Annotated in this window: 15 protein-coding genes; 11 read left to right on the top strand and 4 right to left on the bottom strand. The window is 56.8% G+C overall.

Features of this window, described 5'->3' with window-relative positions; genetic code table 11:
- Position 1 precedes the first annotated feature (1 nt).
- The 9 genes from murQ (at position 2) to VK574_RS10995 (ending at position 10,595) form a co-directional block, all read left to right on the top strand.
- Positions 2–877, top strand: coding sequence for an N-acetylmuramic acid 6-phosphate etherase (murQ, locus tag VK574_RS11035; protein ID WP_472799905.1), 876 nt, complete (start codon positions 2–4; stop codon positions 875–877).
- Positions 878–917: 40 nt separating this feature from the next.
- Positions 918–3,284, top strand: a complete 2,367-nt coding sequence (locus tag VK574_RS11030; RefSeq protein ID WP_472799904.1) for an exo-beta-N-acetylmuramidase NamZ domain-containing protein — start codon at positions 918–920, stop codon at positions 3,282–3,284.
- A gap of 186 nt (positions 3,285–3,470) precedes the next feature.
- Entirely contained in the window at positions 3,471–5,180 is a 1,710-nt protein-coding gene (locus tag VK574_RS11025; RefSeq protein WP_472799903.1) for a glycoside hydrolase family 3 protein, read from the top strand.
- A gap of 211 nt (positions 5,181–5,391) precedes the next feature.
- Positions 5,392–6,186 carry a GntR family transcriptional regulator gene (locus VK574_RS11020; RefSeq protein WP_472799902.1) on the top strand — a complete coding sequence of 265 codons (795 nt, stop codon included), beginning with the start codon at positions 5,392–5,394 and terminating at the stop codon, positions 6,184–6,186.
- 257 nt (positions 6,187–6,443) lie between these two features.
- Positions 6,444–7,016 (top strand): RNA polymerase sigma factor, encoded by a 573-nt coding sequence (locus tag VK574_RS11015; protein WP_472799901.1) that lies wholly within the window; start codon positions 6,444–6,446, stop codon positions 7,014–7,016.
- Entirely contained in the window at positions 7,013–7,750 is a 738-nt protein-coding gene (locus VK574_RS11010; protein ID WP_472799900.1) for a hypothetical protein, read from the top strand. Before VK574_RS11015 ends, VK574_RS11010 begins: the two co-directional genes overlap by 4 nt.
- Entirely contained in the window at positions 7,750–8,991 is a 1,242-nt protein-coding gene (locus VK574_RS11005; RefSeq protein ID WP_472799899.1) for a HEAT repeat domain-containing protein, read from the top strand. Before VK574_RS11010 ends, VK574_RS11005 begins: the two co-directional genes overlap by 1 nt.
- A 12-nt stretch (positions 8,992–9,003) precedes the next feature.
- Positions 9,004–10,053 carry a HEAT repeat domain-containing protein gene (locus tag VK574_RS11000; protein ID WP_472799898.1) on the top strand — a complete coding sequence of 350 codons (1,050 nt, stop codon included), beginning with the start codon at positions 9,004–9,006 and terminating at the stop codon, positions 10,051–10,053.
- A 104-nt stretch (positions 10,054–10,157) separates the two neighbouring features.
- Positions 10,158–10,595 carry a hypothetical protein gene (locus VK574_RS10995; protein ID WP_472799897.1) on the top strand — a complete coding sequence of 146 codons (438 nt, stop codon included), beginning with the start codon at positions 10,158–10,160 and terminating at the stop codon, positions 10,593–10,595.
- A gap of 16 nt (positions 10,596–10,611) precedes the next feature.
- On the opposite strand, the gene VK574_RS10990 is transcribed toward VK574_RS10995, so the two are convergent.
- From VK574_RS10990 to VK574_RS10980, 3 genes are all read right to left on the bottom strand, one after another.
- Positions 10,612–14,013 (bottom strand): two-component regulator propeller domain-containing protein, encoded by a 3,402-nt coding sequence (locus VK574_RS10990; protein WP_472799896.1) that lies wholly within the window; start codon positions 14,011–14,013, stop codon positions 10,612–10,614.
- Positions 14,014–14,171: 158 nt separating this feature from the next.
- A complete protein-coding gene (locus tag VK574_RS10985) occupies positions 14,172–15,251 on the bottom strand; it encodes a LamG domain-containing protein (RefSeq protein WP_472799895.1) in 1,080 nt (359 codons plus the stop codon).
- A gap of 206 nt (positions 15,252–15,457) precedes the next feature.
- Entirely contained in the window at positions 15,458–16,534 is a 1,077-nt protein-coding gene (locus VK574_RS10980; protein ID WP_472799894.1) for a hypothetical protein, read from the bottom strand.
- 900 nt (positions 16,535–17,434) lie between these two features.
- On the opposite strand from VK574_RS10980, the gene VK574_RS10975 reads away from it, so the two are divergent.
- Together VK574_RS10975 and VK574_RS10970 are read left to right on the top strand one after the other, a co-directional pair.
- Positions 17,435–17,851 (top strand): DUF805 domain-containing protein, encoded by a 417-nt coding sequence (locus tag VK574_RS10975; protein WP_472799893.1) that lies wholly within the window; start codon positions 17,435–17,437, stop codon positions 17,849–17,851.
- Positions 17,852–18,238: 387 nt separating this feature from the next.
- Complete coding sequence (locus VK574_RS10970) at positions 18,239–18,475, top strand: hypothetical protein (protein ID WP_472799892.1); 237 nt, start codon at positions 18,239–18,241, stop codon at positions 18,473–18,475.
- Positions 18,476–18,861: 386 nt separating this feature from the next.
- Here the strand turns inward: VK574_RS10970 and VK574_RS10965 are convergent.
- On the bottom strand, positions 18,862–20,487 hold a 1,626-nt coding region (locus tag VK574_RS10965), incomplete at its 5' end, for an ATP-binding protein (protein WP_472799891.1).

Below are 20,487 nucleotides of genomic sequence, written 5' to 3'. Positions count from 1 at the left end.
GATGACAGAGCGTCGAAATCCGGCCACCGAGAATCTCGATTCCATGGGCGCTCTGGAGATCGTTTCAGTCATGAATCGTGAAGACGCGGTTGTGCCGCGTCGCATTCGCCGCGCGTTGCCGCAGATCGCAAAGGCGGTGGATTTGATCGCCGAAGGCTTCGTCAGGGGAGGGCGCCTGATCTACGTGGGAACCGGGACGAGTGGACGTATAGGCGCGCTCGATGCATCCGAGTGCCCGCCGACATTTGGAACGAGTCCAGAAAAAGTTCAGTTTCTCATCGCCGGCGGAGAAGAGGCCCTTACGCATGCTACGGAAGCGAGCGAAGACTCGGCGGATCTAGGCCGACGCGATATGGCGCGGATGCGGCCCGGGAAACGAGACGTCATTGTCGGCCTGGCTGCCAGCGGCTTCACTCCGTACACCATCAGCGCTCTGCAATATGCAAAAAGCAAAGGCGCAGCGACCGTCGGAATCGCCTGCAACCGCGGATCACAATTGGGGAAGGTGGCCGATATCTCGATTGAGGTTGAAGTTGGCCCCGAGGTTCTCACAGGCAGTTCGCGGTTGAAGGCTGGAACCGCGCAAAAGCTCATCTGCAACATGCTGACAACTGCGGCGATGGCACGGGTGGGTTACGTCAGCAGCAACCTCATGGTCAACTTGATTCTCAAGAACCAAAAACTTGAGCAACGCGGAATCGCAATTCTCGAAACTCTGGCCGAGGTTGATCAGGTGACAGCAATCCAGACTCTGCAAAAAGCTGGAATGAAGCTGCCCGTTGCGCTGGTGATGTTGAAGGCAAATGTCAGCAGAGCCGAGGCGGCTCGGAGACTTGGGAAAAGCAAAGGCAATGTTCGTGAGGCAATTAAAGGTTGATATGCGGAGTGGGACGAGGAACGTTCGAAGCATACGTCGGGTGGCTTGCGGTATCGCACTCGTCGTGACTAGCGTCTGTCCATCACTGTTCCCGCAGCATTCACATGAGCCACGGCGTGCTCATGATTTTGCTGACCTCGACGCGATCATCGAGGATGCTGTAGATCGCGACAACACGCCTGGCGCCGTTGTGCTGATCGGGCACGATGGCCACGTCGTCTATCGCAGGGCATTCGGTTCGCGTTCACTTGAGCCCACACGCGAGCGGATGACCGTGGGAACGATCTTCGACCTTGCATCCCTGACCAAGTGCATTGCCACGACCACAGCGGTAATGCAGCTCATAGAAACGGGGCGCATCAGGCTAAACGATCCCGTGAGCGCATACCTGCCGGAGTTTTCGCAGAATGGCAAAGGCCAAATTACCGTTCGTGAACTGCTGACGCATTACTCGGGACTCGCACCCGACCTCGATCTCAAGGAGTCATGGGCAGGGCGCGACACCGCTTTCAAGATGGCGATGGAAGCGAAGCTGGTTAACCCTCCGGGCACGCGATTTGTATACAGCGATATCAACTTCGAGACGCTTGGGTTCCTTGTTGAGAAGGTCTCCGGAATGCCTTTGAATGAGTACGCGGCGAAGAAGATCTTTGCACCTCTCGGCATGACGGAGACCCGCTTTCTTCCTCCTGCCGGATGGCTGCCGCGCATTGCTCCCACGCAATATGACGACAACGGGAGGATGTTGCGGGGCACAGTCCATGATCCTACTGCACGAAGGATGGGAGGCGTTGCCGGTCATGCAGGCCTCTTCTCAACCGCCGACGATCTTGCTAAATTCGCCCAGGAATTGCTTAGCGGACACACCGTCTTGACCCGTTCCGCCATCGAGAAGATGTCCACCCCGCAACAGCCTGCGACTGCGTCCAGTCTGCGCGGGCTGGGCTGGGATATCGATTCGCCCTTTTCCAGCAATCGCGGAGAACTTCTGCCTGTTGGCTCCTTCGGGCATACGGGGTTCACAGGTACATCCCTCTGGATCGATCCGACAACGAATAGCTACATTATCCTTCTTGCGAATGCAGTGCACCCGAATGGAAAAGGGTCGATGGTTTCGTTGCGTTCGCGCGTGGCGACGGCTGTAGCTCACTCACTTGACCTGACCGTAAGCGAACAGGCAAAACTGCGGCTCGTGCGCATCACCGGCTACAACGAATCGCTGATGGCTGAGCGGAGACTCACCACACGCAATGGGGAAGTCAAGGCCGGAATTGATGTTCTGGAAGAGCACGCTTTTCGCGAATTGCATCCCGATACCGGGCATCCGGTGCGCATCGGGCTGGTAACCAATCAAACCGGGATTGATGCACGCGGTCAGCGCACCGCTGATCTACTCGCACATACACCGGGTATTGCTCTCAAGGCAATCTTCAGTCCCGAGCACGGTGTAGCAGGGGCGCTCGATACCACTGAGATTGGCAACTCGCAGGATTCCGCAACGGGCGTTCCGGTTTACAGCGTCTACGGCGATACGGACGCCAGGCGGCGGCCCACTCCCGAAGAGCTTGCTGATCTGGACGCCATTGTTTACGACATACAGGACATCGGCGCGCGCTTCTATACCTACGAGAGCACGTTGGGGTATTTTCTCGAAGCAGCAGCGAAGGCCCAGAAGCAAATCTTCGTGCTCGATCGGCCCAATCCCGTCGGCGGTGTCTATGTGCAAGGACCAATCGCCGATCCAGGAAGCGAGTCTTTCGTGAGTTATTGGCAGATTCCGGTCCGTCATGGAATGACCGTCGGCGAACTGGCGCAGCTCTTCAATGGCCAGCGTTCAATTGGCGCAAACTTGACCGTCGTTCCCATGGAGGGTTGGATGCGCGGCGATTGGTTCGACTCGACAGGCCTGATGTGGATCAATCCTTCGCCGAATATGCGAAGCCTGACCGAAGCCACACTCTACACCGGCATCGGAATGATTGAAGGCACGAACATCTCTGTGGGACGCGGCACAGATGCCCCGTTTGAACTTGTTGGCGCGCCGTGGATCGACGCTCCCGCCCTGTCTGCCTATCTCAATGCGCGGCAAATCGACGGGGCACGTTTCCTCCCTGTGCGCTTCACTCCCACCGCATCGACTTATGCCAAGCAACCGTGCGGCGGTGTAAACATCGTGGTGACCGCACGCGATAGCCTCGATGCGCCGGAACTGGGACTGGAGATCGCGGCGGCGTTACTCCATCTTTATCCAAATCAATTCAAGGCGCCTGCGCTGGATGGGCTCATGCGCAACAAAGAATCGCTTGGCGGACTAGTTGCAGGCGAAGACCCAAGACGCATCGCCGAAGACTGGCAGGACGCGGCGAGTACCTTCGTGACGGAACGCACGAAGTATCTGCTCTATTGAGCGAGATAGCAGGGATGGGATCAGATGATGAAAGTACGCAGGTTCGAATTAGCGCTAAAACACCTAGGAGTCCGATCTTTGTGTGTTGCATTGCTGCTCAGTGGCATTCATGCCTGGGGCGCAACTGCGCCTGCGATTCATCTGGACCGCAAGGGAGAGCAATGGGCAAGGAAAACTCTCCATAGAATGTCGCTCGAAGAGAAAGTCGGGCAAATGATCATGGTGTGGGCGAGGGTTCAATTCTTAAATGTCGACAGCCCTGAGTACCTGCAGTTGCGCGGCGAGATGACGAAATACCATGTAGGCGGCTTTGGTGTGTCAGTTCCGACGGATGGGGCGCTTCTACTCAAGAGCGAACCGCTGGAAGTCGCGGCACTGACCAACCGCCTTCAACGTGATTCAAAGTACCCGCTTATCTTTGCAGCAGATTTCGAGCGCGGTCTCTCCATGCGACTGAATGGCGCTACTGCATTCCCGGCAGCCATGGCGTTCGGGGCTGCAGGCGATGTAGAGATAGCGAAGGAGTTTGGAGAAATCAGCGCCCGCGAGTCACGCGCCATTGGCATCCAGTGGAACTGGTTTCCAGTGGCTGACGTGAACTCCAACCCGGCTAATCCGATCATCGATACGCGATCATTCGGCGAAGATCCCGCGCTGGTAAGCAAAATGGTGGACGCCTACATCGAGGGCGCACATCGTGGAGGCATGCTGACTACGGTCAAGCACTTTCCGGGACACGGGGACACAGACACTGATTCGCATCTGTCGCTTGCCCGCGTGAATGGAAATACAGATCGATTAAATGCTGTCGAACTGGTCCCGTTTCGTAATGCCATCGCTGTTGGAGTGGATTCGGTGATGGTCGGTCACTTGCTGGTGCCAGCTGTCGAACCTGATCCCAATCTTCCCGCCAGCATCTCTCCAAAGGTGGTCACGGGATTGCTGAAGGAAAAGCTTGGCTTTCATGGCCTCGTGGTGACGGACGCACTGGATATGGCTGGGCTGACTAAAGTCTTCACGGGATCGGAGCACGACATTGCGGCGGCTGAAGCCGTAGCCGCCATACGCGCCGGCAACGATATGGTGATCATTCCCGGCGATCTCGATGGAGCAGCCATCGGTTTGCTCGATGCGGTCAGGCAGGGCGAAATCTCTGAAGCACGCGTGGACGAGAGCGTTTTGAAGATTCTCTGCTTGAAAGCCTCGCTCGGTCTGAGTCGAAATCGTGTCGTAGATCTGTCAGATGTTGAGAAGGATGTTGCGCAGCCGCAAAGCCGTGCAATTGCACAGAAGGCATCGGACGAGGCGGTCACGCTTGTGTCCGATGCCGGAAAGATTGTTCCGCTTCCCGGCCCTGCGCAACGGGCTGAAATCGTCGCCGTAGTTTTTACTGATCGAGTGCAGAGCGAGGGTGGCCGCGAGTTCATCGCCGAACTGCACAAGCGTGCGCCGGGCACGCCGGTCTTCTTCGTCGACGCAGCCAACGCCGGGTTTGTGGCCAACGATGTGATGGCAGCAGTGAAGAACGCCGGCTATGTGATTGCATTAGCGGAGGCGGTTCCTAACCCAAAACGTACAACAGAAGGACACGCCGGTGGATCGGCTGGTCTCGATTCAAAACCGATGCAATTGCTGTCTGACATCGTGGCTGCCGCTGGACAAAAAACCATCGTTGCCGCATTCGGCAATCCTTATACGGGCGGCTCCATTCCCGGCGTGCAAACCTATATCTGCACATTTTCTGACACTCCAGGCTCCGCATCGAGCCTTGTCGAAGCTCTTTTTGGAGAAATCCCGATTCACGGGCGGCTGCCGGTAACCATTCCGGGATTCGCCGTTCGTGGTGCGGGTCAGGACCGCGAGCTTTCGGTACATGCGGATTCCGGCACAAACTGAACTGCAGAGAACTGGCGAGATTGGTAGGTAGTAAAGGGAATCGAGGAAACGCAGAAGGAAAACTGTTTTTGTCGCAGGGCTGGGCGGCGAATACCTGATCACTGAAACTGCAAACATATCGGTCTATCATCAATAGGCCCAAGAGCAGTAATTGACACGCAGGCTTACAGAACGCTGAATAAAGGCGCTTGAATTCGAGGATCGTTCGAACATGGCTAAGACTCAAACGCCGCGGTCCGGGATGGAGAATTCCCGTCCATCCCCGTTGAATCGCAAGAGTGGAATCCCCCTCTACCACCAGATTCAGCTGCGCTTGCTGGACCAGATCCGGTCGGGCGAGCTGAAACCCGGCATGCCGATGCCCTCGATTGAAAGAATCGCTGACCGCATGGGCGTGAGCCAGATGACCGTCCGTCAAGCGGTTCGCGCCCTCTCTGAGCTGGGCGTTGTTTACAGCCGACAGGGCAGGGGAACATTCATCTCTGGAATCAAGTTGGAGCGAGATTTCAGACAAGTTCTCTCTTTCACTGAAGAATCCAAGGCGCGCGGCGCAAAGCCAAGCTCCAAGGTGCTCTCGTTCGGTATCTGTACTCCCAACCGGACCGTAATGGCCGCCTTGCGGTTAACCGAGCGCGACAAGGTCTTCAGTCTGCGCCGCGTGCGCTATGGCGATTCCGTTCCCATGGGAATTGAATGCAGTTGCCTGCCCGTGCGCCTATGTCCAAATTTGCTGGAGACCTTCGATCCCACTGCTTCGCTCTATGAAGAACTGGCCGAGCAATATGGCATTCAGCTTATGGTGACCGACGAAGTGATCGAAGTGGGAAAGGCTAACGCAGAAGACGCGCGACTGCTCGAAATCGCGCCCAAGAGCCCGGTTTTTCTCTTTACCAGAACTTCGTACCTCGAGAACGGTATGCCGGCCGAGCACGTGACGTCGGTCTATCCAGGGATCCGATATAAGGTTGTCAACCGCTTGATGCGCTCGAACCGGAAACTGATGTAGGCCACATGCGCTGGAGAGTTGCCTTTCCACTTCCAATACAACCGAGAGCAGCCGGAAGCCTTGAACAGCGGTGAACGGCCAGACAAGTTCACGATAACGCCGAGAAGCTCATTTTCCTTCCCGTCAGGCGGCGTCGGCTCCAACGACGTCAGATTTGTGGAACCATGGCAACCATGGTTGAAGCGGTGGGAGCGGCATAACCGGGGCCCAAAAATATTCTCCTAACCGCACAGCTGGACCTCTGTCTAAGGTGCTGAATGCAGGGAAACGATCACTCCGTTGTCCGGGCCGTATTGGCCGGCGACAAGGAAGCGTATGGTGCGCTTGTTCGCGCTCACAGTGCGACTGTCTTCCGAGTGGCGTTTCGGATCACCGGCAACGAAGCCGATGCGGAGGAGATTGTGCAAGAGGCGTTTCTGCGCGGGTATCAGCGACTGGAGAGCTACGAGCGGCGGTCCGCCTTCGGGACCTGGATCTACCGGATCGCTGTGAACTGTGCGCTGAACCGGGTGAGCCGGCCGGGGATTGAGGCAGAGTACCATCACGGCGAGGACACCAATCCAGAGGAGAAGACGGTGCAGGTAGCGGCGAGGGATGCCGACCCTGAGCGGGTGTTGCTGAGCCGGGAAATCAGCGCGGCTCAACAGACGGCGATGCAGCGGCTGACACCGACGGAGAAATGCGCGTTTGTCCTGCGGCACCTCGAGGATCGGACCATGAGCGAGATAGCAGAAGTACTAGAAATTGCTCCCAATGCGGCGAAGCAGGCGGTATTTCGCGCGGTGCAGAAGTTGCGGCGCGAACTGGCGCCGCTGCGAGGGAACGCATGAAGCACTTGACCGAAGACGAAATGATCGAGCTGTATTACGGCGAGGGTACGAGCGCAGCAAACGCGCATCTCGGAGCATGTCGTGAATGCTCGCGAAAGTATGCTGAGTTCTCGCGAAGCCTTGAGGAGATCCGGTCGGCAGCGGTTCCTCAGCGGAGCGCGGATTATGGCGAGCACGTGTGGCAGACCCTGCGGTCGCAGCTGATCCCGTATGAGAAAAGGATGGCAGGCTGGCGCGGGTGGGCAGGGTGGAGAGCCGCAGGGATGACCGTAGCGTTCGCGATGCTGCTGGCGGCGGTCTTCCTTGGGGGACGCTACTGGGAGCGGAGCACGACGAAGAAGGCCAATATTACGGATAGTCCGCAGGCAACGCAACGCGTGGTGCTGGTGGTGCTGACCGATCACCTGGATCGCACAGAGCGGCTATTGGTGCAGTTGGAGCACTCGCAATCACCGGACAGTGCGGAGAACGACCAGATGCAGTCGGAGGCGCGGGAACTTCTGGCATCGAACCGGCTCTATCGCGTGACTGCGAGCAATACAGGCGATGCGGAACTGGCCGGGGCCCTGGACCGGTTGGAGGGCGTGCTGGCAGAGATCGCAAACGATCCGAATCTGACTGCGGCGGATCTCAAGCGCGTACGCAAAGACATGAACACCAAGGGAATTCTGTTTGAGATTCGGGTCTTGCAGGCACGAAGTCAGGATCAGGGGACAAAAGGAGCGACGATCTAATGAAAATCAAAGTTATATCTGCAATTCTTCTTGCCACTACGCTGACGTTTGCGCCGCGAGGCCTGCATGCTGAAATGTCGCAGCCTTTGCTGGTCGCGAACGCCTTCGGCATGGGCGCCGACGATGCAAGTCTGTATGCCGACGGGACGCGCGCAATCAACGAGAGCCGCTGGTCCGACGCGGCAGGGCTGTTCGATCGCGTAGCGCAGATGCACGGCGAACACGCGGAGGGAGCGCTTTACTGGAAAGCCTATGCGGAGAACAAGGAAGGGCAGTCAGCCAGTGCTTTGGGCACGTGCGGCGAACTGCGAAAGGCACATCCGAAGAGCCGGTGGGTGGACGAGTGTGGCGCACTGGAGATCGAAATCCGCGGCAAGAGCGGCGACCCGGTTGCTCCCCAGACGGAGCCCGACGAAAACCTGAAGTTGCTGGCGATAAACGCGCTGATGCAGCAGGACCAGGCGCAGGCGGTACCGATCCTCCAGAAGATACTGACCGGCAACCAGTCGGAAGAGCTGAAAAGCCGGGCGCTGTTTGTGCTGGCGCAGAGTCACTCGCCGCAGGCTGAAGCGCTGGTCAGCCAGATCGCGCAGGGACAGTCAGGGCCGGCGCTGCAGATCAAGGCGATCCGGATGCTGGCTGTGGCGCAGGGCAAGCGCGCTGACGACAGCCTGGCTTCGATCTATCAGCACACGAGCGACACCCAGGTGAAGCGGGTGATCCTGCAGTCATATCTGATAACTGGGGACTCCTCAAAGCTCCTCGAAGCAGCACGCCAGGAGAGCAATCCGGAACTGGTGAAGACGGCTGTCCATACGCTGGGAGCAATGAGCGCAGGACAGGATCTGCTGACGATGTATCGCGCATCGAACAACGCGCAGACAAAGGCCGACATCATTAATTCGCTGATTGCAAGCGGCCACAACGGCGTGGCTCCTTTAACGGAGATTGCGCAGTCGGAACAGGATGCGGAGTTGCGACGTAAGGCGATTCGCAATCTTGGCATTGCGGGCGGAATGTCGGTCGCGCCTGCACTGGTCTCGACCTACCAGAAGAATACGGATGTGGACACGAAGCGCGCCGCGGCGCAGGCACTGTTCCTGGCGAATGATGCGCCGGATCTGGTGACGCTAGCACGCGGCGAAAAGGATCTGGAGATGAAGAAATACCTGGTGCAGCAGCTTAGCTTGATGCATAACCAGGAGGCCACGAAATACATGCTCGAAATCTTGAACAAGTAGCGAGGAATCCCCATGAGACAGGCTTGGTTTATTGCAGCGACACTCAGCGTGTCGATGCTCGCGGTGGCGCAACAGCAGCCGAAGGTGATCAACGCGCAGTTTCACACTGAGTCGGCCGGCGCAGGACTCTCTGCGACGGTGAACACATTGCAGCATTCAAATGGACCCCTCTGGCTGGGCTATGAGGTCGCGGCAGTTCCTGGATCGCATTTCTCGATGTGCTCAGACGACAGCGACTCATCGGCGGACAATGGATGTTGCGGTGTGTATCGATTGGAGGATTCGAACAATACGTTTCATTCGTCAGACCACGATCAGACAACCCCGGCGAGCATTGCTGTACTGGTGCGGATCGATCACGAAGCGGTGGACAAGGTTCGCTTCATTAGGAGCGGATGCCGGCTGGATGCGGGAGGATTGCCGTTCACCTGGTTGACAGATGTCAAGGCAGACGACAGCGTGGCGTGGTTGTCGAGCCTGGTGACGGCGGACAACAAGCGGCACACGGACCAGGCACTGGCCGCAATCGCGATGCACGAGACCGCGAAGGCCACGAGCGCATTGGTGAGCTTCTCTGCATCGACGAACCCCCTTTGGCTGCGGGAGAAGACGGCATTCTGGCTGGGGGCGGGGCGCGGGCACGATGGTTTCCTGGCGCTGAAGAAGCTCGAGGACGACTCCGATCCGGAATTTCGCAAGAAGCTGAGTTTTGATTTGTCGGTCAGTCATGATCCATCAGCGGTCGACGATTTGATCGGCATGGCAAAGTCAGATAAGGACGTCGGTGTTCGCGAACAGGCGATCTTCTGGGTGGGGCAAAAGGCGGGCAAGAAGGCCGTAGCGATGCTGAAAGACACGGTGGAGAATGATCCTGAAGTGGGAGTAAAGAAGAAGGCGGTGTTTGCGCTGAGCCAGTTGCCGAAGGACGAGGCGGTACCGGAACTCCTGCACGTGGCGCAAACTAATCCAGACGCTGCGGTTCGCAAGGACGCGATCTTCTGGCTCGGACAGACACACGATCCCCGCGCGTTGGCATATTTCGAGCAGATTCTCGAAAAATAAGAAGCAGGCAACTTGAGCAGTTTCGGAATTGGGGTAACCGAAGCACCCTTCACTACTCTCAAAGGTCTACGTGTATTCCGAAACTGCTCGAATAAGGAGGATCGATGATTCCCGTCCTGACCAAAACAGTTTTGCGTTCGGTACTCGTCGGCCTGGCAGCCGCTGTTTGCCTACGCGCTTTCGACATCCGCAATATGTTCACGCAAGAGGCGGGCCTGGGACTCGTGCTGACAGGAGCATTGGCGATGCCATTGCTCGCACCAATCACGCAGCGCTTGCATTTTCAGCCCGCAAGCTCAAGCATTGTGAGCTCTGCAAACTCGATGACGCTCCTTCAAGAATTGCAGGCAATGCTCCAAGCCAGGAGTGGTTCCGGCCTTCTACCAACGCGCGTCACAGCGCCCATTCGAGCACCTGATTCGCCGCAAACAGAAAAGTGCTCATTTCCCGCACCCGGCTCGGCGCCTGCTTCCCACGACACCGGACCCTCGGGCTCTGAACCCGCCCAGGGGCAGGCAGAGTCGGGAACCAACGGCATTTGAGCACGTGAGCGTGTGGCTATGCCGAATCTTCGCCCCGAAACCACTCGGCGTCCACGGGAGGGCTTGCTTGCGCGGGAGGCGCAGGCAAGGTGAAGTGGAACGTTGCGCCACGCCCGCCATCGCCGTTGGCCCAAATCCGTCCGCCGTGCGATTCGACAATCGACTTGCAGATTGCCAGGCCCATGCCGCTGCCTTGCGGCTTAGTGGTAAAAAATCCGTCGAAGATCTGGTCGATCTTGTCCACGGGCAGGCCAGGTCCTGTGTCTTTCACAGCGATCTCGATCTGGCCGTCCTCACCCAATTGCGACTTCACTGTCAGCACGCCACCCGTGTCCTTCATCGCCTCGATGCCATTTAGCATCAGGTTCATGAGCACCTGCTGAAGTTGCACACGATCTGCCACGGTCATGGGAAGATCGTCTTTCAGATCAGTGCGGATCGATACCCCATGTTCTCTGGCCTCACCTCTCATCATCCCGGCCATTTCGCCGGTGACCTCATTGATCGCGACTAACTCCTGTTTGGGAGGGGATTTTTTGTATAACGATCGCAGACGCTTGATGATTTCCGACGCAAGGGCGCCGGCTTCGATGATCCTTTCCGTTCCTTTGCGAGCTTCCGTCACTTCGGGCGGATCGCGCTGAAGCCATCGTAAAGATGCCTTGGCATGAGCGGTTGTGATCTGTAACGGCTGTGCGAGTTCATGCGAGATGGAGGCAACCAGTTCTCCCATCGCGTTGACCCGGCTCGCATGGGTAAGATCGGCCTGGAGCTGTTCGGCACGTTTGCGGTCTTCAATGTCCGTTGCCGCTCCACACCATTTCGCAATCTTCCCGCGCTTGTCCCGCACAGGCACGGCGCGTATCAGGAACCAGCGATAGACTCCGTCCGATCCGCGGCGCAGCCGGGCTTCATAATCCAGCGGTTGGCCCGTCCTCTCGGACACGCGCAACCGTTCGGTGATGCGGTTGAGATCATTAGGGTGAATCGCTTTCTCCCACCCTGATGCTTCTTCCCGGCTCAATCCTGTGTATTCCAGCCAACCCCTGTTCATAAAAGTGCGATTACCCTTGGGGTCGGCAACGAAGGCCAGGGCCGGCATGGTTTCTACCGCGTCGCGGAATTTCTTTTCTTGCTCCTGCAACTGGTGAACACGCATTTGATAAACGGCCCAGAGCAGTGCAATAGAGACGGCGATGCACGAAAATCTGAACCAGTAAGTTTGATAGTAGGCCGGGGCGACGCTAAAAGCGATCGCAGTTTCCGGCCCGTTCCACAGCCCCTCGCTGTTGCTGGCGACGAGCCGGAATCGATAATGGCCGGGCCCAAGGTTCGTGTAAACGGCTTCTCGCGCTGCAACCGGCTGGCTCCAGCTATTGTCGAAATTTTCGAGAAAATATCGAAAGCGAATCCGCCCGGGAGCCGCGAGGCTCAGCCCTGTGTACTCAAATGTGATTCGCCTGGGAGATGGAGGAATTCGAACGGAGGCGTCGAGGTTTGCGGTGTTGTTATCGGCGGTGATCGACTCGATGTGTGGCAGCGCGGAAACTGAATTCTCAGAGATCTGGGATGGATTAACAACCGACAAGCCTCTCCTGAGTGAAAACCAGATGTTGCCCGCCGAGTCTGAGACTACCGAACGGCACCGCTTCACACCCTCCGTGCTCTCGAGACCGTCTGCAAGCCCATATTCCCGAACATCGCCCTCTTCCAGTTCGTCCCCCAAGAGCTTGTCGCGCCGCGCGCGCAATATATGATTTGCCGTTGCTATCCAAAGCCACCCGTTCTTGGCCTCGGCAAGCCCCAGGATCTGTTTTGTCAGCAGGTCAGGGCGGGTACTGAAGGCTTCAACGTGTTCCGAACGTAGCGACGCGAGACCATTGCCGGTTCCGATCCAGAGCACACCAGACGAATCTTCGAAGAGGCAGTTCACATTGTCTGAAGGCAAACCTTCTTTCGATGAATAAGTCTTCCAATGGCCTGCCAAGAATGCGTTTAAACCATTGGGCGTCGCAATCCATATGGTTCCGTCGCGGGTCTCCAGGATCGCGTTGACGGTGTTGGATGAGAGGCCGTTCGCGGTCGTGTAGGTGACGAATTTTCCATCTTTGAACCGGCTTAAGCCTCGATTCAGCGTTCCAGCCCAAACCGTTCCATCGCGACTCTCGTAGGCGGCGAAAACGCTATTTTGTGCGAGTCCGTTTGCCTCCGTATAAGTCCGGGATGTGAGATGGCCACTTTCGAATCGGAGGTGTGTCAGCCCGCCATTTCTTCTGCCAAGCCAAATCTCATCGTTTTGGCCGCTGATGGAATAAACCACATCATTTCCGATCTGTGCTTCTTTTGCAGGCTCCGCCCGGCCGCTCCTGAATCGATACAATCCCCCATTGGCGGGGGCGAACAAGATCCGATTCTGCGCGCCCGCATAAATGGCCCCATATTGCTCCGAGGGAAGTCCACTCGCAGAAGAGTAGGTTACGAAGGCACTATCCCGGATTCGTTCGACGCCCCTTGTACCGCCGACCCAAAGGTTGCCTTCGCGGTCTTCGAATAGTGCATTGATGCCACCATCTCCACGAAGTTCTTTCTCATCCGAGAAGGAAACACCTAGAGCGTTAATGCGCAACAGTCCCTGCGCTGTCCCCACCCATACGTTCGCATCTCGATCCCGGAGCAGAGTCAGAACGCGGACCTGGTCCGTCAAAGGCGACAATCCAACCATTTGCATGGTGGTCCCGGTCCAACGAAACAACCCGTGGTCGGTGCCGACCCACAACTCGTTGGCGCCCACCGGCAGGAGGCAGTTGATTTTCTCGTTAGGCATTCCTGCGGAAATGTTCTTGACCCTTCCCTGCGCCAAATAGAAGAGGCCCGTTCCCAGTGTGCCCATCCAGATATTGCCGTCTGATGTCTCAGCCAGGGAGACGACCAGCGAAAACCCGGGAAGACTCGTGCGCTGGGCCAGAACTTCAAGTTTCCCACCTCGATAGCGAAGCAATCCGTCCTTCAAGTCGGAGAGCAGTACGCTTCCATTTGTCTCGCTCGACATGGCCGTGACATAGGAGGCACGCGGCTCGGGGTCGGAGGTAACACTTTCAAAGAGCCCGTTGCTTTGGCGCAGAATGCCGGAGCCTTGCAGCCGCACCAGCAGGTTGCCGTCGCTATCCTTGGTCAGGTCTAGCACACGGGCATTGGAAAATAATCCCGTTGAGGAGAATGGAGCGGCGTGGAAGTTGAATCCGTCGAATCGCACCAGGCCGCTGTCCGTGCCTATCCACAAGTATCCGTCCGTGGTCTGTGCGATCGCCCGAACGATTCCCCCGGCAGACCCTCCCTCGATGTCCCACTGCTCCCGGGCATACTGCGACATCATTCGGTTCGGGTCGAGCGCACGGGCGCTGTTGAGGGAACACCCCATCAACGCCACCACAAGGAGCCGTCCGGATCGACTTACGGCATTTTTGGAAATATTGTGAAATCCTTGCCTCAAGGGAAGTCGCCGCTCGCTGCTGGTCGCGGCTATGGGTGGTGTCGTTTCCGGCCTGCACCATTTCCAAAAATGCGGTAGCACGCACCTCACGGCAGATACTCGAACTTTTCAATGACGATTTCGTCGCCGTCTTTCAGGGGAATTTTGCCCCCCCGGAAGACATAAAAGTTTATGTGCACCAGTTCTCCATCAGAGGTGGGGACTCCCGAAGTGAAGACGTGCGTGTTCACGAGATGGGTTACAGTTGCACCGGAAGTTCCCGCGGCACTAGAAAATGTAACTTCCCCGGGTTCCCACCGAAACGAGTGGGTGAGTAGGCCCGCTGGCGCAACAAATCGATCGACATTCGCGGGAATGTAGTACGGCTGGACCACATATTGTGCGTTTGGGTTCTTCTCGACGCCCCAACGGCTGATTTCAACATCAAGTTCGCGGCGCTTCTGTTCGGTCCCCAGATCGTCCCAGGCGAAAAGCGTAAGAACAGCAGAAGGCTCAATATGAGCGGCGTCGCGCACGACGAATACGTACGTTCCATATCCGAGGTTCCGCGTAAGCCGGACTTCTGCGCAAGTCCAGCTACCCGGCGCCTGACCCTTGGCGATGCGGAGATGCAAGGCGCCCTTTTCATCCGTCCAGGCATTTGCAGGAATGAATTCGAATCCTGTTCCACCGCGGAAACTCGCAGCGTTAGTGACTGTCCAATCGTAACCACTGAAGTGAATTGTCTTAATGGGAGTGGGCGGAGGTGCGGGGCCTACACCTTTCACTACCGCTTCGGCAACTACTCCGGCCCCTGTTGGAGGAAGCGAATCCGCAGTGTCCGACGGGGTATATCCCGGCTCAACAAGGACCGCCGCGTATTCAGAACCCAGATGAGTTTCACTCTTCCAAGTCGAATCGTTCTGAATCTTCGTAAATGGATGCTCAGAAAAAGGCTGGACCCACCACTTTCCCTGGCTCCTGGCGTAGAGCACGATCTGTTGGCCTGGTCGAGCATTCGTTATCCGGCCCACAATGGTGTCGGTTTTGCCCGGACCACCGTCGTCGGCGCCAGGGACCCTGCTGAACGAGATGATCGGAGGCGAATTTGATGAAGAGTGGCAAGCGCTCGTCAGGAGACAGACAGCGAGCAGCCAAGCGCCGTTTCGGCCCGCGGCAATATTCAAATGCAGTCTCAGCACAGGGCGATGCTAGTACCGAAGCTCCGTTCAGAATATTACATATTCCTGTTAGCCGCATCGAAAGACAGTTATGCGGGCTCCCTTGCCCTGGAACTCCCTCTTCAAGACTGCTCCATCGGCAACGGCGAACCAATCTTAGATCATCTCTTTCTTCGCGGTTTGCGCAGACTCGTCCAGCGTGATTCACGGCTCTACTTTGTGTTCGCGTAAGCATTCCTCTGGTAGGCGGAGATAACCCGCTGACTCGGTGCACGACAGGTATCGGGCGCGTCGGAGAAGTAGAGGCATTCCGGTGTTCCATCTTTGAAGGAGACAGTGACGCGTCCGCTTTGTCTGCCTTGCGAGCTGGAATAGCTATAGCGAGCGATGATGCGGACTGGGAAGCCCCTTGGATCATGGGAGACGATGGGGTCGGATATGCTGCCGGGCTGGTAGCGATTCATCATCCATCCGCGAGCGTTATCTGTGACGAGGTCATCCAGAAGGCGGGTGTAGTCGGCATCCTTCGCCGGACCGCCGGACGGCGATGCAATTGGGGCTGAGGCAATTGCACCGGCGTACTTGACCGCATTCTCGCCGTTCGCGAAGCGAATGAGGTTGGACTGGAAGTTTTTGAGGCCGGGGCTGCCGCAGCCGTTCGCGCGGATGAGAGATTTCGTCTCGCCCTTTACGGCGACGAGCTGGTCGGTGATCTCCTGGCTGATGGTGAACGGATTGGCCGCCCGGCCACTTTTACCGGTCGGGATGCCCAGCATGTTTTGGACCAGATGCGCCTGCGATTGCGCGGCGACGTCCTTGACGGCGTCGTAGAGTTGCGGGTCGGCGTACACGCCGGTGCCTTCGGTGCGGTAGGAAGTGCAGCCGGTATTCTGGATGCGATTGCCATAAACATCGTGTACGCCGTCGGGACTGTACGGCTGCGAGGAGGGTCCGTCGGCGCAGACCTGTTGCGTGATCTCGACCTTGTTGGGCGGAAGGAACTGCTTGCAGTCGTTGCCGAAGTCGGTCATGTAACCAGAGATGATCAACATGAATACGGTGCTGCCGCGGTCGAGTTGGATGGACTGGAAGTCGCCGGTGTATATGCGGACGAGGTCATCCTCGTTGTTGAGGCCGGCGGCAGTGAAGTGCATGGGGGGAGTGGAGGATGGTTTGGCAGGTGCGGATGCCGTTGCGAGAGGGCTCGTGGGTCTGGGAGCAGGCCTTCTGGTTTGTGCATCGCCAAGCGCGACAAGGGAAGCGATGAAACAGAGGACGAGCACTCGCATGGTGTAGCTCCTTGTTTTGCGGAGGTGGAGCAGGTGCAGGTACAGAAATCTTATACCCGGCCGACGGCCGAACGTAAGATTATTGGTGCAGATCCCTGGCGCATGTTTCGCATCCGCGCGCCAATGACCATTACCGTCAATTCTGAGCTAAGTGTGTCTAATCGTGACTGGGCATCTGTGCATCTTGGGCGAGTCACTGGTAACCCGGAAGCAAAAAGAATGATGTCGTCGATCTCCTTTTAATCAGCTTCGCCCTTTTGACAGTCGTCGGTCTGGAGCGTCGAGTTTCGTAGCTCAGCCTGCCGCCCGAATTGTGGACCAACCGGACATTACCAAAAATGGTGCAATCTATTGATCAGCCTCACCGACGAATGCGGCGTGCCTGATAGACCCCGTCAATCATGAAGCCATTCCAATTGCCTGTTTACTTTCTGTGGATGGGTGTCACTGCATTCCTCGCCGGTTGCGGGGGAGCATCGTCGAGAACGGGAGGAAACGGAGGGGGGAGGGAGCAATCCGACGCCGTCCATCGTCTCAATCTCAACGACGAGCGCGCCAAAGTCGGCGGCGGCCTTCGCTCTCACTGTGACGGGTTCGAGTTTTGTATCCGGCTCTCAGGTGCAATGGGGGCAGACCAGCCCCGGAACCAGTTCCTCGACCAGCCTCGCCACCACTTACGTGAGTGCTTCGAGTCTCACCGCACAAGTCCCGCAATCAGAAATAACCTTGTTTTACGTTTTCGTGGTTACTTCAGAGCATCCCGACACACTCCTCGGATTAGCAATATCTCATTAAATGCTTTGCAGAAACATTGTCCACTGTGGGAACTTTGCTGTGACGGTTGGTTGGCCTTAGCTTAGCTAGTCTCCGCCGTTTAGATCCGATGCCGGAGAAATTCCATTGAGTTCATATTTTCTCGCGTGGAATCGCGCCATGGATTTTGACGGCCGATCCAGCCGCAAAGAATACTGGATGTTCCAACTCGCAAATATCTTCCTTATGTTGGCGCTGCTCTTCTTCGCGTTTGTGATCGCCATTATCGCCGCCTTAGCTTCTCACGGAACAGATACGCCACTCACCGAAGCGGCATTGCTTGCTAACCAAATTCTGTTCGCAGTCTATATATGCGTTTCCATCTTTCCCTCGTATGCCTGCCTTGTCCGAAGACTGCATGACACTGGCAAGAGTGCCACGTGGACGCTTCTTCTCGCGATTCCGGTTCTCGGATTCGTTGTTTACGTCTTTGCGATGTTCGACAGCTTCCCGGGACCCAATCGCTACGGATCCAGCCCGAAGGCATTGACCACCGAATATTAATTCGGAGTTAGTGCGAGAACATGATGGCTTGTGAAAGCCACGTTTGGAATGACACCTCGTTACCTGCAAGGGTGTCGATGAATTTGTTCCAACGATTGTTGGCTGTACTATTACCAGAAGGACACTCCCTTTCGAGGGTCGGCGGGCGACGATTTCCGAGCCGGCGGCGGGAGAGAAAGGGACTTGATCTATATATAGAGACCAGATCCGAGAAGAATCCTGACGATGGATCAAGGGTCCTGCAGTAATCATCAGGGAAGAAGAGACCACAAATAACCTTCCATTTATATATAGAGAAGCTGACGAAGTCAGAAAGAAAACCGCGACCCAAATCACTATCCAACGCGTGCTCCGCAAGCACGCTACAACCACCGAGGGGCGCGCCGCATGAACGAACACCTTCTAGTTCTACTTGTCTGCCTGGCCGTCATCGTGATGGTGGCCATGCTTGTCTACGTCTCTACCTGCGGCCAGATCTCTGCACTCAAGGACGCATGTGAAGCCCGCCTCACTCTGCAGCAAATACTTGCCAACACAGAGAAGATCGACCAATCGCTCCGCGACCAGCGACGCGTCCTCTTCGACACTCACAAGCGAATCAGCGCAGTGACAAAAGGGGTTTGAAAACCGACCCGCCAAACCCCACAAAACAAACGGCCGGATCTCACGGATCGGACCGTGTCAAAAATTATAGCTAGAAAAACACCGCATACGCCACCAGACCTGAGTGACTCGGCGATAATGCGCTCATCGAGAAGGCCGTAACGAGTCAATCGGCAGCGATCTCTTGTCCGAGAAGCCGATCTTACGTCCATGTGGATTTGATTTGTAAACACTGGCGGATTTATTAGTACCGATCGATCTCAGCGCGTATTCGATGATGCCAATCGGAACCGACGCTTGCAAATATAACTAGATTGTTGATTGTCTCCGTAGAGACTCGAGGAGATTCTAGCCCGCTTGAGCGCTGTGGTCTTTGGTCGGTGGCGGCTGAGCCCGTCACCGCAGATCTATTGCGGAGAAGCAATTTCAAGAAGGCCTCTGGCTTTGCGCAGATCGGCAGTCTCGTGGCCTTCGGTGAAGGAGGAATAGATCTCCGAAAGCTGCGCGGGGTTTGGATTCCCAAGCATCAGGTCAAGCTGGTGCATGCTCAATGCGGCTCTCAACTTCCACGATTTCGCTCCCTGCTGCTGTGCGAGTGTAAGGGCGCGAACGAAACACGCTCGAGCCCGAGAAAGGGCCGTTGATCGAGATGAGTCATTCGGAGGGTTGTCAGCCTGGTTCAATTCGGAGCTCTCTATGAATAACTCTCCCTTGATACGATGTAGATCCGCAATGGCGTATGCCTCCCCGCTGTGCTCCGCGCACGTTAAGGCCTTCGCGATCACCGCAAGGCTTTCTTCGAAGCGCCCCGCTCTCCCAAGCGCAACAGCGTATAGACCCAGGAAGCGCGGACTCCAGAGCTTACCGCCAGTCGCTTCGTACGCAGCCAGTCCTTCCTGAATTTCCTCGATTCCCAGAGGAGCATTTCCGAGTTCGGCATCCGCCCATCCCAAATCGACTTTGCCGAGGGCAACCCAATATTCCAGGCCATATTCATCCGCAAGCCTCAGAACCTGGCACGCGAGATCTCGCGCAAGCAGGGGTTCACCACGTAATTGATGAACCTCGCAGGCAAAGTGAGCGGCCCCAACCGAACTTTGCGGATGGGCGAGCTCCCGGGCAAAGGCCAACGCCCCCTGCACCCGTCTTAGGGCAGCATCCGGAAAGCCGAGCGTCCACAACGCTCTTCCTGCGAAACATTCGCTGAGTACTTTGCAGTCATGACCGATGTTCATCAATGTGAATGGACGGTGCCGGTTCGCCGTGTAAAGCCGGGAAGACAGGTCGAGATGTTCAAGTGACTCGGTGCACTTCCCCATCTCTATCAACGTCGCCCCCATGGCGCGGTGCGCTTCCATAGCTAGCGTTGGATCATTGAGCTTTCCCGCAAGGACGATCAACTGTTCCGCGATTTCCATCGCGGGGCTGATTTTCCCTCTCATTATGTACGAGAACCCGAGCAAATATAGCAAGTTGAATGATTGTGGAGACTCATCGGTCTGCTGAAAGAGATCCTTTCCGTCAGCCGCGAAATCGTCCACTTCAGGCAACGCAAAACCCCTGGTGGCCATAAGTGAAACGATCAGGATCATGCGGAGAGCAATCACTTGCCGAGTCAGTTCGGCGGATCTGGGCAGAGGTTTGAGCGCTTCCAATCCTCGCCTGGCAAGCCCGGCAGCCTCATGATGCGCGGACTTGCGAGTTGCATTTTGGGCCGCCTCAATCAGATATTTCGATGCGCGCAGCCAGTCGCGGCTCTGCTCAAAATGCATGGCCAGTTCTGCAGCGATCTCGCTGCTGCGGCCGGCATAAGTCGTTGCTCCGCGTTCGCCGATACGTTGATGAATTTGCGAGCGACGTATCGCTGGCATGAGCCGGTAAGGCACGTCGCGATAAAGAACGTGGATGAAACGTTGCCGCGGAGTGACGGTTCCGTCCGGCAGTTCGACCAACCATGCCGGCGATAGAAACTGATGCCTTCGAGCCAATTCTTCGCAGTGCTTCTCCACCCATTCCGTCGGCTTGTCAAGTCC

Origin of the sequence: Occallatibacter sp., assembly GCF_035317045.1 — a bacterium.
Lineage (GTDB): Bacteria > Acidobacteriota > Terriglobia > Terriglobales > Acidobacteriaceae > Telmatobacter.
The sequence above is the reverse complement of the archived record's forward strand: the minus strand, read 5'-3'. Positions and strand labels throughout refer to the sequence as shown.